The sequence below is a fragment of the Natrinema salaciae genome (genome assembly GCF_900110865.1).
Lineage (GTDB): Archaea > Halobacteriota > Halobacteria > Halobacteriales > Natrialbaceae > Natrinema > Natrinema salaciae.
Genome location: NZ_FOFD01000004.1, coordinates 329907 through 345063 on the forward strand (window position 1 = coordinate 329907; position 15157 = coordinate 345063).

Genomic DNA, 15157 nt, shown 5'->3' on the forward strand with positions numbered 1-15157 from the left:
TTCGGCGAGCACGCCGGCTCGACGCCGGGTCGCGATACCGGCGATTACTTCCCGGCCGGTCACGCAGCACGTACCATGTACGACGAACTCATCGAGAGCGGCGACCTGCCGCTCTCCCGGAAATCCGTCCTGCCCGGAACCGGCTTCTTCCTGCCCGACGCGCTCGAGGAGGACCTCGAGGATCAACAGACCGAAGCCGCACTCGAGGGGGCCGACGTCGCGGTCATCGCGGACCCGGACGCCGACGGACTGGCCTGCGTCGCGCTCGTTCGGGAGGCCTACGACGACGTGCGGAACGTCCCGACACCCGACGATGCCGAGGCGGGAGACGGCGACGGCACGCCCGCACCGGCGGCGGACGCGACGGACGACGCCGACGAGCAGAACGTCGTCGTCGCGACCGGCGACGACGAGCCGCTCGAGGAACCCGAGCCGACACCCCACAATGTCGCGCTCGTCCCGGCGAGCCCCCACGACGTGGAGGACGCGCTGGCTCGCGTCGCCGAGTACGGCGACGAGGGGATCGACCTCTTCGTCTGCGACCTCGCGCCGGACAGGTACGAGTACGTCGAGACGGAACTGGCGGCAGCGCTCGAGACCGCCGACCGCGTCGCGTGGTACGATCACCACCAGTGGGGCGACGACGTCGCGCAGGCGGTCCGCGACGCCGGCGTCGACCTCGTCGTCGGCGACTCCGACGAGGAGTGCAGCGCCGACGTCGTCTACCGTTCGCTCGAGTACGAGTTCGGCCCGATGTACGAGGAGCTGGCGGCGGTCACCCGGGACCACGACCTCTGGCTGCGCGAGGACCCGCGAAGCGACGACCTCGCGGACTACGCCTACTGGACCGATCCCGCGGAGTACGTCGAGGTCGTCCGGGAGTACGGCGTCGACCTGCCCGAGTGGGTCACGGACTACATCGCGGAGCGTCGCGTCGAGAAGGAGGCGCTGATAGACCAGGCGGTCGGGCGGGCGGAGCTTCGAGAGATCGGCGGCTACACGGTCGGGATCACCTACGGCCGCTGTTCACAGAACGAAGTCGCGGAGGCGATGCGCGAACAGGGAGCCGACGCCTCGGTGATCGTCAAACCCGCCGGATCGGCCTCCATTCGCGGCACGGACGCGTTCGAACGGTGCCACGAGGTCGCGGGGAAGGTCAACGGCGGCGGCCACCCCAAGGCCGCGGGCTGTAAACCCGACATCTACGACGACATGCTCGACTACGCGAACCACTGGACGACTCGCGGTGCCGTGACGAAGCGGGTTATCCTCGACGCGTTCCGGGACGTCGTCGCGGAAGCGGACGAGGATGCCGACGGCGACGCGGACGCAAGCGACGACTGAGCGGCTCGAAAATCGATCGCGAACCGACTGCCGAACGAATCACTTCATCCTTCTCGTCGGCCCGGCACGGGGATGCTTCAGATCGTTTTTCCAGTGGAAACGGAACGCTCGCGTATGTCCCAACAGCGTTTCTTCACCGGAGCGGCCGCTTCGCTCGGCGTCCTCGCGCTCGTCCACGCCGCATTCACCTGGCCGAGATACGCAACGCGCGCGTTCTTCGGTGGCGGTGCACTCGTCGCGTTCGTCGGCGAAGCAGTCGTCAGCAATCTCGGCTGGCTGAAACACCACATCGGCCCCACGGTCGTCGGCGTCCCGGTCTACGTGCTGTTCGGGTGGGCGGGGACGATCTACGTCGCTCCGCGTCGCCCTCCTCGTAACCGACGGCTGGACGGCAGTCGTCGCCACCAGGGCACTCGCGACGACCGACGACGTACTCACTGACCATCGGGGCGTCGCAGACGCCAACTGGACGTACACGGACGACCTCCCCGGACCCCGGTATCGCGGTGTTCCCTGGTGGAACTTCGCCGGTTGGTTCGGTATCAGTTGCCTGACGGCAGCGCTCGCCGTCGCTGTCATCTGACTCGGCTGCTGCTTCAGCCTTCGATATCGTTCGCCGCGACCCGTCTGCCCGCTCTCGAGCCGATCGATCACTGCCGCGACGCGAAGTACCGCAACACCAGTTGGAGGACGTGGACGAAGACGCCGGCGACGGCGATGTAGACGCCGATCGTCTGGAGCGCGACCGACTCGCTGCGCTGGTCACGGACCTTCCAGATCTCCCAGCCCAACCGGAGCAGGAACCCCAGAAAGATGAGGACGAACCCGAGGAGCAACACCGGCGCGACGACGCTTCCGATCAAAATCGCGACGATGCCGCCGACGAACGCGTAGTTGGCGTACGACCCCCAGTGGTCGAACGTCTTCGATCGGGCGTAGACGTAGGCCGAAATGACGGCCGTCAGGACGGCGACGACGACCGCCGTCACCACGAGAATCGTCGACCGCGACTCCGGAGGCGCGAAGCGAAGGACGCCGGCCCCGAAGATTCCGAAGGCCAACTGCAGGATCACCATCCCGACGAACGCGACTCCCGCGTCACCGCCCTCGACGCCCCGCTCGGCGACGAGCTGTCCGCCCATGATCGCCGCGCCGTACGCGATCGCGCCGACGATCGGGACCGCGAACAGGTAGTCGTTGACGCTCGCGAGCGGCGTCCCCGCGAGGACGTACATCACCACCACGTTGATCGCCATCAGTACGCTCGCGCCGCCGACGACGCGCGCGTCGCGACTCGAGAGACCGAACCCGCGGCCGGTCTCGTACGGGGTTTCGGTCGAACGCATTGCGTTACGGTAGGTCGCTGAGCCGCAAAAGACTGCGGCTTACTCGGTCACGTTCCACCGATCCGAGAACGCCGTGCCGCACGTGCACTGAGCGTAGGCGTGGACGACGGCGCCCTCGGCGTAGATTCCCCCGACCTCCTCGTTTTGCCCCTCGGCGAACGCGAAGACGAACTGCACGTCGTGGGTCTCGGCGTCCGATTCGTCCGGACAGTGCCCGCCCGTGAGGTCGTCGTCGATCGACCCCTCGTTGCTCATCGCGGACTTGGCGAACTCCATCGCACCGGTCCCCGTCGCCGCCTGAAAGGCGCCCCGACCGCGCTCGCCGTCGACCACGATCAGGGTGCCGTCGTCGACGCGCTCGCCGAACTGCTCGAGCCGGTCGTCCGAGACGTACGAATCGGCCAGAAACAGCGCCACGTCCTCGAGGCGCTCGCCCGCCAAAAACTCCTCGCGCTGGTCACTCATAGCGTCGGATTCGTCCTCGAGGTGGAAAAAGAACGTTATTCGCGACCCCGCTCGAGGAGCGAACCGGACGAACGGAACCGAACCGAGTACACGCCGTGGGTTCCCGTGGATCCGCGCGCCCTGTATTCGCGCGGATCGCGACGAACTAGACGTCGAGATCGGACGCAGCCAGCATGACCCGGAGCGCCTCGCTCGGCGACAGATCGTCGTCGAGTTGGCCGGCGTACCAGGTCAGGAGATCGACGAACACCTCGCGGACGTCGTGCGACGTGGCGCGGTGGCGTGCGATCTCGCCGTCGGTCTTCAGCGCGATGTCGACCCCGTGTGGTTCGGGGGCGTCGGCGAGTGCGCCGGCCGCCTCGGGGGTATCGACTGCCGACGGCGACGGGCCGTCGATCCCGTCCCCGGCGGGAAACTGACGCGTATTCAATTCGTCAGCGTCCGCCCTGATGACGTACTGATTCTCGTCGAGTCGCCGTACGTGGTCGCCCTCGAGCGCGAGGTCGTCCGGCTCGAGGACTGAATCGGTGTCACTGGTATCTGTCATGGATTTCTGATCGAAACGTATCGCTCGAGGAGATCCGTGATCGGCAGGGCGAACTGTCGGCCGCTCCCGAAGTACTCCACCCCGGAGAGCAGCAGGAACACCGCCATCGCGGCGACGGCCAACGCGAGCGCGAGCGCGCCGACGCGATCCCACCGCTCGGTCCGAGCGGCGACGGCGATCGACGAGGCGAGGACACCGGCGACACAGAGGTTGACGATCGCGTGCGTCTGGACGACGGTTCCGACGCTGACGTCGACGGCGCTGAACGCGGCGATTGCAGCGACGATCCCGACAGCCGTGAATCCACACGTCGCCGCCACGAACGGTCGCCACTCCCGGTCGACGATCCGCTGGATTGGCTCGAGGCGGAACACGCCGTACACCAGGACGGGAACGATCGGGGCGAGATAGCGGACCGTGATCGTCGAGTGGAGCGGGAGTCGCGAGAGGTACATGAGACTGAAGAGGCAGACGTAACAGCCGGCGAAGACGTCCGTCTGCGTGAGCGGGTCGCGCAGCCGCTGCCGAACGGAACGGGAGCGGGCGATCCGTCCGACGACGACGAACGGCGCCGCGACGAGCGCGCCGAGGACGGGTGCGGACTCGGCAATCGTCAGCTCGACGGTCTGACCGCCGGTCTGCCCGTAGTCGACCCCCGGGATTCGCCCGCTTCGGAGGAAGACGTGGGTGAGGCGGTCCGAATCCAGCGCGTCGAGGCCGGTATCGAGCAGGCCGCCGAATACGTCAACCGCGTGCAGCGCACCGTCGATTCCCGTCGACGCCAGCGCGATCGCCCCACCGACGAGCCGGGTGATCGGACCCCTCGGTTCCGTCATCGAGTCGCCACTCTCGCCCGCTGGGGTCCCACCGGCGGACGCTCCGCCGGCCGATTCGGCACCGCTCGCACCCGCGCCGGTGCCGACATCCTCGATCAGAACGTCGCCGCCGGTGTACGCCGACAGTAACCGCGGCGGTTTGACCGGATTGCCCGAAATGAGCGTGTTCGTCACGAAAAACGGCACCAGCGAGAGGAGGAAGACGCCGCCGACGATCCCGAGCGTCCGCGGGTCCCTCGAGCGGGCCGTCAGCAGATCCGCCGGGAGAAGCACGGCCAACAGCGCGAGCGCTTCCGGGGCGTGGATCCAGGCCGTCGCGCCGACCGCCGCGTAGGCGAGCGACCGGAACGCCAGCCCCTCGTCGCCGTCGGCGATGGCGACGCGGCTCCGGTAGAAGCCGTACAGCGCGACCAGGGCGAACAGCGCGGTTATTGCGTGGCGCTTCGGGATCGACGCCCAGAACCCGATCGGAACGAGCACGACGCCGGTGATCCCGGCCGCGATCGCGACCCGTCGTCCGTGTGCGTGGACGAACAACCGGTAGAGCACGACCGGAACGAACCCGGCCGCGACCATCGTACTCGCCTGGAGCGCCAGTAGCGGAAACAGTCGCGGTGGAATCGCGGTCGCGGTCGCGAGATTTACCTGAAAGAGGCCGAACGCGAGCGCGCAGCCGGCCGCCGTCGCGAGACGGCGGCGGCCGACCAGCCGACCGAACTGGACCCAGACGGCGAGCACCAGGAGACTCCACAGTGCTGCGATCGCGATCCGCGGATCGGCGACCAGCGCGAGCGCCTCGAGTCCCCAGAGGAACGGCAGCGCGAAGACCACGTGGCCGTAGTTCCGGGCGTAGAGTCGGCCGTCGACGATATTCATACCCGGCGTCGACGGGTCCGTCGGCCCGTAGACCGCCTGGCTGATGTGTAGCTGCCCCTCCGAGAGGGCGACGAGCGCGTTCCCGATCGCGAACGTGTCGACGATGAAGATGTCGACGCGCCAGTAGAGGGCGAACAGCGCGAGCGCGCCGAGGTAGATCGTGAGTCCGGTTCGGTCGCCAAACAGCAGCCGAACCAGCGCGGCCCGGTCGACCGCGAGCCCCGTCAGCTCCTCGCGGACGCGGTGGGCAGTGCTCATCGCTCCACCTCGAGCGCGACGGTCTCCTCGGTCACGGTGAACGCCGCGCCGTCGGACTCGGCGGCGACGGCGACCGTCGCCTCGACGCTCGAGTTGTCCGGCCCGGCGACCGTCTCGCCGGGGATCGAGAGCGGAACCGTCCGCTCCGTTCCCGCGGCGACGCTCTCGGTCGACGTCCCGGTGTAGTTCAGTTCGGGGACCGACACGCGATAGGTGATCGCAACCGGCTCCGCCCCGGTTTCGACGTAGACCAGCGCGTCGGGAACCTCGAGCCGGTGTGCGTCGGTGGTCGGTTGCTCGAGGGTGAGGTTCTCAGCGGGGACCCGCGTCGGGGAGACGAACAGCTGTCTCTCGACGGAGACGCCCTCCTCGTTCCCGGCGAACGAGGTGTAGAGCTCCACCGATTCGTCTGCGGGCTCGGTCCCGCCGATTCCCGGCACCAGCGGTCCGGCCGCGAACGTAACGAGCAGTATGCAAAGCGCGGTGACGACGACCCACTGGCGTTCTAGTTCCATAAAAATCGGAAAGGGAGAGTCCCTAGTTAGACGAGGACGTAGCTCTTGTCACCGAAGGTGTTCGGGACATTGACACCGTAGACGGACGTCGCACCGGACTGATCGACGATCTGAATCGTCGCGTCGGCTCCGGTTTCGAGGCCATTACCGTTCGACTCGATCGCAGAGAGGTCGAGCCAAATGGAGACGCGCTCATCGCTGTTGATGAGTGCGTCTTTCTGTCCGGTCGAACTCTCCAACGCCGTCGAAAATTCGGAAGCGGTGGGTCCTGTAGCATCCGCGTAGGTCAGCGTTGTCGCGGTCGTATCACTCGTGTACTGGATCGTTGCCGAGCTGAGGTCGATCTCTTCCGAACCGGCCGACTTCTTGACCGTCAGGCTGAGATTACCGATGTAGTCGTTCCCGGAACCGTCCGACGTCGTAACCCCAACTGCGTCGATGACCGAAATCTGATTCGCGACTTCCTGCTGCGTGTCGGAGCCGGTATTCGAGGCCTGACTCTGGAGGAGTCCGGCCGTGTTGATCAGTACGCCTGCCGCGATCGCCGCGACGAGCACCATTGCGATGAACACGATCAGCGTACCGATACCGACCTGACCGCGCTCGTCTCTGTCTGTAATTATTTCGAACATTATGTGTACACCCTGAGTGCCATCCCCGCCCGGTCGGACTCGCCGTGGCGTTCGACGCCACCGCGAGTCCTCGCGACGCCAGCACGGGCGTCGGTCCTCGGCTCGACGGGCTGGGCCCGTCGCTCCCGCGGTGGGCGTGGCGACGGGTCAACAGTCGTGTCCCGTCGAACTCCGAGGTGAGGCGAGTGGTTTGGCATCACAGTATCTGGGGATGCACCCCAGCGAACACATCGCCTATTCGGATTATCAAGCTCCGTTTCACCTCACAGGGCGTATCGAGACTCGACTCACGACTCGAAACGCGGACCGATTCGGCGGACGAACTCGAGCGGACATCTATACGAACACCGCGACTACAGGGGAGTAGTATGACCGTACCGTCCGACGATGATCGTCGCCGACAGCGACCGAGCGCGGCGAGATGTCGAACTACGCACGCGCAGAGGTAGCATGGATTTCGGACTCGACTCCCTGCGGACCGTTATCGAAGACTTCCTCAGCAACAGCGGTGGCCGACGGGGTCGCCAGCGCGAGGAACAGCGTCAGGAGGGGGCGGACCCGTTCGAGGACGACGCGAGCGCAGCCGACGCGCAGGCGGAGGACGACGAGACGACTGAGACGGACGAGAGCGGACCAGACGAGGGAGAGAGCGCCGCGTCAGACGCCGGTTCGGAGAGCAGCGGCGGACTGTTCAGCCGCGGCTCGTCGTCGACCGACGAGGACGACCTCGACGACCTCTTCTACCGGATCGAGGAACTCGAGGAGGAGCTCGACGACAAGGAGTCGACGCTGGGCACGGTCCAGGACTCCCAGCAGCAGGTGGCGGATCAGGTCGAGGAGATGAACGACACGGTTCGCCAGCTGCTCGGCGTCTACGATATGTTGACCGACGACGTGAACCCGTTCACGGGTGCCGGCGAGGAGCGAAACGGGTTCGGCGTCTTCGGCGAAGACGACGCGACGAGGGAGGAATCGACCGAGGGCGGGATGGGCGTCGCGGACGGCGGCTCGACGGTCGACGCCGGCACGGAGACGGTTTCGTTCGACGACCTGAAGGGCGTCATCGAGGACGCGGCGGCCCAGTCCGAACGGGCCGGCCGTGACGGCGGCGAGACGATCACGTTCGACGAAGACGGGGGCGACGGCGACGCAAGCGCCGCCGCCGACGCCGACGACACCAGCGTCGAAGTGCAGGCCACCGAGAGCGTCGACGGCCCCGAAGACGACGAGTCGGACGAGACGGCCGACGCTGCCGACGGGGACGGGGGCGGCTCCGACGTCACCCTCGAGACGCTCGCGGACACGTACGCGACGGACATCATCGTCCTCGAGTGGCTGACCGACCTGGTCCGGACGGCGGGACCGGCCGCGACGCTGCGGGCGATCTCGTACTACGCCGAGATCGGCTGGATCGACAAGGAGGTCAGAGACCACCTCGAGGCGACCCTCAGCGGCCCGGATCTGGACATTCACGTCGATCCGGGGGCGACGCCGGAGGAGCTGACCGCCGAGGATCACGCCGATAGCTACACGTACATCATGAAGCTCCAGGAGATCCACGAGACGAAGCGGGACGTCGAACCGAACGCGGAGTCGGGGCCGTAGCCGTGTTCCGGGCCACCGGCGAGAGACGGTGATCGAACGTGGGATTCAGTACCAGTGGCGCGACGGTGATCATCTTCGTGGGCGTCCTGATCGCTGCGGGGATCGCCTACCCGGTGTTCCAGACGGCCTCCGAGAATCGGTCGGCGGCGATCGACGACCGCGACGATCGAGCGCTCGCGATGCGCAACACCGCGATCGACGTCGCAGCGTGGCGCTACAACGAGAGCGGAAACGAGAATTTCACCATGGACGTGACCAATACCGGCTCGACGGTGCTCTCGATCCCCGAAACTGATCTTCTGATCGACGGGGTCTACCGACAATCGTACGAAACGAGCGTCGGCGGGAGTCCCGTCAGAGAGCTGTGGCAGCCCGGTGAGACGCTCACAGTGACGATCTCGACGGATCGACCGAACAGGGTGAAGATCGTGACCGAACACGGGATCGCCGAAACCATCACGGGGGTGTGATCGATGGCAGGAGACTCCGTGTCGACGCTGATCCTGTTCATCGCCGCGATGCTGGTCGCCGCCGGCGTCGCCGGCACGCTGGTGACGAACGTCAACGAACTCAGTAACTCGGTCGACACCTACAGCGGCGACGTGACGGACAAGATCGACACCGACATCGAGATCATCAGCGATCCGGGGAGCGAGGCGGTGTACAACGCGAGCGGTGCGGAGACCATCACGTTACTCGTCAAAAACACCGGCCGGAAGACCCTCGCGACCGACGGTACCGGACTGGACGTGCTGGTCGACGGCACGTACGTCTCGAGCAGCGACATGTCGATCACGGTCCGGGACGGCGGCGGTCCCTGGCGAGGCGGGGCGGTCGCCGAGCTCGAGATCGACCGGTCGCTCACGACGGGCGACGAACACCGGATTCAAGTGACGGTCAACGGTGCGAAAGAGACGTTCGAATTCTACGTTCCATGACTGAGTACCACTCCATCGGACTGACGGGGCGGGATCGCGTGAACAACGCCATCGGTGGCGGCATTCCGGCGGGGAGCATCGTTCTCGTCGAGGGGCAAGACGGGGCGGGCAAGAGCGCCATCTCACAGCGATTCTCGTACGGGTTAGCGACCGAGGGCGCCTTCGTGACGTACATCTCGACGGAGCTGAAGTCCTGGGAGTTCGTCGAGCAGATGAACTCGCTGTCCTACGACGTGGTCGACCTCCTGTTGGACGAGCAGTTGCTGTTCCTGCACGCGAACGTCGACACGCACGACGAGGGACGGGAGCGCCAGTTGTTGGCGCGACTCGCGAGTGCGGAAACGCTCTGGAAGGCCGACGTCGTCTTCGTCGACACGCTCTCGGCGCTCCTGCGGAACGACCCGAACTACGAGGCGGTCATCACGGAGGGCGACGAGGACCACGTCATCCAGCGGCTCGTCACGTTCCTGCGACAGGTGACCATGCAGGACAAGTCGGTCGTCCTGACGGTCGATCCCACGAGCGTCCGCGACGACGCGTTGCGGCCGCTGCGGAACGTGGCCGACATCTACTTCCAGATCGAGACGAACACGGTCGGCCAGGAGATCAGGCGGAAGATCCTGGTCCGACGATTCCAGAACATGAAAAGTCCGGTCGACGACTCCATCGGCTTCAGCGTCCAGCAGGGGCGCGGGGTCTCGATCGTCAGCAGGACGGTGGCATAGATAGATGTCCGATTTCGGAACCGCACGACTCGAGAACGAACTGGACGCGCTGGCCGACGAGCATCCGCACCTGCGGGAACACCTCGAGTGGTTCTTCGAGGAGTACGGCGAGTATCCGAAGCTCATCGACGAGCCGTCCGGCGAGTGGGAGTCCGATCGGCCGAACGTCATCTACGAGGCGGAGGCACCGATCTTCTGTCACGTCCACGGCGATCTGGGGATCGACACGACGTACTACTGCGTCGAGCCCACGCTCGAGGACGAGGACAAGGCGCTCTACAATCGGATCCGACAGCGAATCCTCGACAAGAGCGTCACCCGGCCGGCACCGGCCGACGACGAGGAGTTCGAGGATCACCTGGACGACCTCTTGGACGAGGTCGTCGAGATCACGTCGGGGATCACGGGGCAGTCGATCGGGCGGCTCAAATCGCTCGGGACCAGCAAGATCGCGCTGTCGCGTGATCAGTTCACCCGATTGCGGTACCAGCTCCAGCGCGACATCGTCGGACTCGGGCCGCTGGAACCGGTGATGGTCGACACGGCCAACGAGGACATCCACGTGATCGGACCCACGCAGTGCTACCTGGATCACGGCACGTACGGGATGATCTCGGCGACCGTCGACTTCGGCACGCCCGAGGAGTTCGAGCAGTGGCTGCGGAACATGGGCGAGCGGATGAACCACCCGATCAGCGACTCCGACCCGGTCATCGACGCGACCCTGCCCGACGGCTCCCGTATCAACATCATCTACTCCGACGACGTCTCCGTCCAGGGGCCGTCGCTGACCATCCGGCAGGGCGAGGAGATCCCGCTCTCGGTCTTCCAGATCACGAAATGGGGGACTCTGAGCCCGGAGCTGGCCGCCTACCTCTGGCTCTGCCTCGAGAACGAACAGACCGTCTTCGTCGTCGGCGAGACGGCGTCGGGCAAAACGACGACGCTGAACGCGGCGCTGTCGTTCATCCCGCGGGACGCGAAGATATACACGGCGGAGGACACTTCGGAGGTTATCCCACCGCACAACACGTGGCAGCAACTACTCACCCGCGAGGGCTCGGGCGACGAGTCGGCCGACGTGGACATGTTCGACCTCGTCGCGGCCGCGCTCCGATCGCGCCCGGACTACATCGTCGTCGGTGAGGTCCGCGGGGCGGAGGGGCAGATGGCGTTCCAGGCGGCCCAGACCGGTCACCCGGTTATGCTGACCTTCCACGCCAGCGACATCGTCTCGATGATCCAGCGCTTCACCGGGGCCCCGATCAACGTCCCCGAGACGTTCATGGACAACTGCGACGTCGCCCTCTTCCAGAACCGCGTCAAACAGGGCGACGACGTCCTCCGACGCGTCACCTCCGTCCAGGAGATCGAGGGCTACTCCGACTACGAGGGCGGCGTCGTCACCCGGCAGGCGTTCAAGTGGGACCCCCGCGACGACGAGGTCACCTTCACCGGCCGCAACAACTCCTACGTCCTCGAGGAACAGATCGCGACGCTGCTCGGCTACCAGGACACGCGAGAGATCTACGACGAGCTCGATCGTCGGTCGGAGATCATCCGTCAGCTCATCGACGCCGACGTGCTGGGCTACCACGAGGTCAACAAGGCGATCGCCGACTTCCAGCGCGACGGGCTCGAGGGGCTTCCCATCCGGATCAGCGGTATCGATCAGTTCGCCTGAGAGTACTATGTCGACCGACACCCAGTCCGCGCCGGATATGAACGCTCGGTCGCTGCTCGAGTCGCTCAACGTGGCGTACGCGAACATGGAGATGTCCGCGTCGCGGTATCTCCTGCTCGTCATCGCGCCTGCGTTCGTGTTCTTCGTCGGATCGGGGGTCGCGGTCGTCGTCCTCGGGCTCTCCCTGGTGATCGGACTCCCAGTCGTACTCCTGGGGCTGTTGGCGATGGTCGTCGCGGTCATCTACCCCAAGCTGGCACAGGACCGGAAGCGAAAGCAGGTCCGCCAGCGCTTTCACCTCTTTCTGACCCACATCACCGTCCTCTCGATGACGAACATCAACCGCGTGGAGATCTTTCGAACCCTCGCGGAGGAAGACGAGTACGACGCCTTGGCCGAAGAGATGGGGCATCTCGTCGCGATGGTCGACACGTGGAACCAGAGCCTCGACGACGCCTGCCGACTGCGCGCCAAACAGACGACCAGTCCGCTCCTGACGGACTTTCTGGAGCGACTGGCGTACACGGTCGGCGGCGGGCAGCAGATCAGCGAGTTCCTGATGGACGAACAGGACACGATCATCCAGCAGTTCGTCACCCGGTACGAGGCGGATCTGGCGAAACTCGACGTGATGAAGGAGCTGTACATGTCGATGATGCTGTCCGTGGCGTTCATTCTCGTGTTCGCGATCGTCCTCCCGATCCTGATCGGAACGAGTCCGACGCTGCTCATCGGCGGGACCATCGTCATGTTCTCGATCGTGCAGGTGGCGTTCGTCTACGCGATCCACGTCATCTCGCCGTACGACCCCATCTGGTACATCGAGGAGACCGAAGGGACCGGCCCGCTGACCCGGATTCCGCGGGCGCTCGCGATCGGCATCGGCTGCAGCGTCGTCCTCACGATCGTCATGGTACTGGCCGCCCTCGGGTTCGTTCCGCCGGTCGCCGATCGGGTCCCGCTCCCGATCATGGCCGCGATCCCCGTGACACCGCTGCTCCTCCCGGGCTGGCGGATGCGGCAGGAAGAACAGAAAGTGAAGGTCCGCGACGGGGAGTTCCCCAGCTTCATTCGCGCGCTCGGTGCCGTCGAGAGCGTCAAACAGACGTCCACGGGGAGCGTCCTCGAGAGCCTGCGCCGCAAGGACTTCGGGGCGCTGACGGCGAACGTCGACGCGCTCTACAAGCGGCTCAATATGCGGATCGACGATATTCGATCCTGGCGACTGTTCGCCGCCGAAACCGGGTCCTATCTCATCCAGAAGTTCGGCGATATGTACGTCATCGGTCGCCAGATGGGCGGCGATCCACAGGTGCTCGGGCAGGTCATCAGCGAGAACCAGAACGAGGTGCTCAAGGTTCGAGAGAAGCGCCAACAGGCGACGATGACGCTGATCGGCGTCCTCTACGGGATCACCGCCGCCGCCGTCTTCTCGTTTTTCGTCGGCCTCGAGGTCGTCGAGATCATGATGAACATCACGAGCGAGATGAACCTCGAAGAGCAAAGCGAGGTGGCCGGCAGCCTGCTCAGCACCGAGCAGTACGACATCCGGACGATCGAGTTACTGTTGATCCTGACGATCATCATCAACGCCGCGCTCTCCGCGGTCATGATCCGGATCACCGACCGCGGACACATGCTCAGTGCGCTGGTACATTTCGTCTTCATGACCTGGCTCGGCGCGGTGATCGCCGTCGTCACGCAGTACGTGGTCAACGTGGTCATTAGCGTGTGACTGCGGTCGGTTACAGCATCGACGTCGCTCACGGTCCGGGGGCGAACTCGAGCGGATCGCCCAATCGTCGCGCAGCCGTCTCCCGTTGTCGGTGGCGACTCAGCGCTCGTAATGACGCGAATCTTCTTGACCGGTGGACGACTGGAACACCAATAGACCGGATACGCCGGCCACCCATGTCAGATTCAAAGCCCTACCTCGAGACCCTCGAACGATCGGCCGGGCGAACCGACGCCACCATCCAGTGGGCACGCTTTCTCGGCGAGACCTTCGGCACGACGGGTGCGCTGAACTGCCTGCGCTACTACGAGGATCTGGGCTGGATCAGCCCGCTCGTCCGCGAGCAGATGACCTCGTACCTGCGCGGGCTCTCGCTGGGAGAGATCCACAACAAACGCTACGACGAACCGACCACCCTCGAGTACCCCCTCGAGTCCTTGAGCGGGACGCTCTTCAGCGCACACGCACAGAGCCTCGAGTACATCGCGACGATCCGGGGCGACGACCTCGAGGAACACGTGATGATCGCGCGGATGGCGGAACGGCGGGTCGAACGACGAATCGACGACGACGAGGACGACGACGAGACCGACCGGCCAAACGAGATGGTCAGTATCATCCGCGACGGGCCATCGACACACTGATCATATATTCGCCATAAGGCCACAACCCTTATCAATGACTTTCATCTGCCGCCCATAATTGGCAGTTCAGAACATTCTAATCCGATTGAAATTACGTTTGACTAGTTTCAACCACCAATGGCGACGGTCGCCTAGCGAGTTGTAAAGAAGACAGTAATTATGTTATTCACGAACGGTTGATTTATCGAATCCACTGATTGTTCGGTTCCCTGTCCCTTAATACGTCGCAGTGTCAGGGACTCAGTAGTCGTGAACGGGTCGCGAATTCGAGTGGCCGTCGACGGTGCGTGGTCGTCGGTCCCGAATCGGGTCCATCACGAAACCCCCAACCGGTGATCGTCAATGCGTGAAGACACACCCAATACCGAATCCGTGCTCGACGAACTGTCGAGGGCGGCGACTGCGGAAACCCAGTCGGAATCGTACGATATCTCCCTCGGAACGACCGACGAGAGCACGAAAGACATCGAACGCGAACTCGACGAACTGATGGAGCAGGTAAACGGTGCGCTCCCGACCGACGCGGTCCAGTTCGACGAAGCCATCATCAAGGAGAACTTGGACGAGATCCTCCTGATGCTCATCGCGCTCCACGAGGAAACCCACGGGAAGGAGCTCCTCTCGGACCTGACTCACCTCTTCGGTGCACAGCTCAGCCCGGGTACCGTCTACCCGAGCCTGCACACGCTGGAGGAAGAGGACGTGCTCTCGATGCACGCCAAAGTTCGCACCAAGGAGTACTCCATCGACGACGAGGAGTACGTCCGCGCGACCGTCGAGCGAACGATGGTTCAGCACCTCGCCTTCGGACTCCTGCTGTACGCCTTCCTTCCGCGCCTCTGAGCCGGCAACTCGTTCTTTCCCCGGTGCTCGAGAGCAACTGCGTTTCGATCCCCAGTGCTGGCGCTCGTCCGGCGACGCGCTCGAGCGGAGACCGGCCGCTGGAACGGCTTCCGCGCGGCACCGGCACCGAACGGCCGTTCGACGGCGCTGGCCCTCACCCGGGC

16 protein-coding genes and 1 pseudogene are annotated in these 15157 nt (G+C 65.1%); 11 read left to right on the plus strand and 6 right to left on the minus strand.

Going from position 1 to position 15157, the window contains the following annotated elements; genetic code table 11:
- Positions 1-75: 75 nt before the first annotated feature.
- The 3 genes and pseudogenes from BMX07_RS15125 to BMX07_RS25670 all read left to right on the plus strand — a co-directional run.
- A complete protein-coding gene (locus BMX07_RS15125) occupies positions 76-1344 on the plus strand; it encodes a DHH family phosphoesterase (protein WP_090619023.1) in 1269 nt (422 codons plus the stop codon).
- A 114-nt stretch (positions 1345-1458) separates the two neighbouring features.
- Positions 1459-1785 (plus strand): hypothetical protein, encoded by a 327-nt coding sequence (locus BMX07_RS15130; protein WP_217643696.1) that lies wholly within the window; start codon positions 1459-1461, stop codon positions 1783-1785.
- Positions 1781-1927 (plus strand): annotated as a pseudogene (locus BMX07_RS25670) (carotenoid biosynthesis protein); the annotation flags it as partial. The gene BMX07_RS15130 and the pseudogene BMX07_RS25670, both read left to right, overlap by 5 nt.
- A gap of 67 nt (positions 1928-1994) precedes the next feature.
- Here the strand turns inward: BMX07_RS25670 and BMX07_RS15135 are convergent.
- The 6 genes from BMX07_RS15135 to BMX07_RS15160 all read right to left on the minus strand — a co-directional run bounded on the left by BMX07_RS15135 (position 1995) and on the right by BMX07_RS15160 (position 6819).
- Positions 1995-2690, minus strand: a complete 696-nt coding sequence (locus tag BMX07_RS15135) for a hypothetical protein (protein ID WP_090619025.1) — start codon at positions 2688-2690, stop codon at positions 1995-1997.
- 39 nt (positions 2691-2729) lie between these two features.
- Positions 2730-3155: a DUF5807 family protein gene (locus tag BMX07_RS15140; protein ID WP_090619028.1), complete on the minus strand. Its 426-nt coding sequence runs from the start codon at positions 3153-3155 to the stop codon at positions 2730-2732.
- A gap of 145 nt (positions 3156-3300) precedes the next feature.
- Positions 3301-3702 (minus strand): DUF7500 family protein, encoded by a 402-nt coding sequence (locus BMX07_RS15145; RefSeq protein WP_090619031.1) that lies wholly within the window; start codon positions 3700-3702, stop codon positions 3301-3303.
- Complete coding sequence (locus BMX07_RS15150; protein WP_090619035.1) at positions 3699-5672, minus strand: hypothetical protein; 1974 nt, start codon at positions 5670-5672, stop codon at positions 3699-3701. The genes BMX07_RS15145 and BMX07_RS15150 overlap by 4 nt, the downstream gene beginning before the upstream one ends.
- Positions 5669-6187, minus strand: a complete 519-nt coding sequence (locus BMX07_RS15155) for a hypothetical protein (protein ID WP_090619037.1) — start codon at positions 6185-6187, stop codon at positions 5669-5671. The genes BMX07_RS15150 and BMX07_RS15155 overlap by 4 nt, the downstream gene beginning before the upstream one ends.
- A 26-nt stretch (positions 6188-6213) precedes the next feature.
- On the minus strand, positions 6214-6819 hold the full coding sequence (locus BMX07_RS15160; protein ID WP_090619040.1) for an archaellin/type IV pilin N-terminal domain-containing protein: 606 nt from the start codon (positions 6817-6819) through the stop codon (positions 6214-6216).
- Positions 6820-7269: 450 nt separating this feature from the next.
- On the opposite strand from BMX07_RS15160, the gene BMX07_RS15165 reads away from it, so the two are divergent.
- The 8 genes from BMX07_RS15165 (at position 7270) to BMX07_RS15200 (ending at position 14993) form a co-directional block, all read left to right on the plus strand.
- Positions 7270-8424 carry a FlaD/FlaE family flagellar protein gene (locus BMX07_RS15165; RefSeq protein ID WP_090619043.1) on the plus strand — a complete coding sequence of 385 codons (1155 nt, stop codon included), beginning with the start codon at positions 7270-7272 and terminating at the stop codon, positions 8422-8424.
- 38 nt (positions 8425-8462) lie between these two features.
- On the plus strand, positions 8463-8894 hold the full coding sequence (locus BMX07_RS15170) for an archaellum stator protein ArlF (protein WP_090619045.1): 432 nt from the start codon (positions 8463-8465) through the stop codon (positions 8892-8894).
- 3 nt (positions 8895-8897) lie between these two features.
- A complete protein-coding gene (locus BMX07_RS15175; protein WP_090619047.1) occupies positions 8898-9362 on the plus strand; it encodes an archaellum stator protein ArlG in 465 nt (154 codons plus the stop codon).
- Complete coding sequence (locus tag BMX07_RS15180; RefSeq protein ID WP_090619050.1) at positions 9359-10087, plus strand: archaellum protein ArlH; 729 nt, start codon at positions 9359-9361, stop codon at positions 10085-10087. The genes BMX07_RS15175 and BMX07_RS15180 overlap by 4 nt, the downstream gene beginning before the upstream one ends.
- Before the next feature lie 4 nt (positions 10088-10091).
- Positions 10092-11771, plus strand: a complete 1680-nt coding sequence (locus tag BMX07_RS15185; RefSeq protein WP_090619053.1) for a type II/IV secretion system ATPase subunit — start codon at positions 10092-10094, stop codon at positions 11769-11771.
- A 7-nt stretch (positions 11772-11778) separates the two neighbouring features.
- Positions 11779-13506, plus strand: a complete 1728-nt coding sequence (flaJ, locus tag BMX07_RS15190; protein WP_090619056.1) for an archaellar assembly protein FlaJ — start codon at positions 11779-11781, stop codon at positions 13504-13506.
- 176 nt (positions 13507-13682) lie between these two features.
- Positions 13683-14150: a FlaD/FlaE family flagellar protein gene (locus BMX07_RS15195; protein ID WP_090619058.1), complete on the plus strand. Its 468-nt coding sequence runs from the start codon at positions 13683-13685 to the stop codon at positions 14148-14150.
- A gap of 342 nt (positions 14151-14492) precedes the next feature.
- Positions 14493-14993, plus strand: a complete 501-nt coding sequence (locus BMX07_RS15200) for a helix-turn-helix transcriptional regulator (RefSeq protein WP_090619061.1) — start codon at positions 14493-14495, stop codon at positions 14991-14993.
- Positions 14994-15157: the final 164 nt, after the last annotated feature.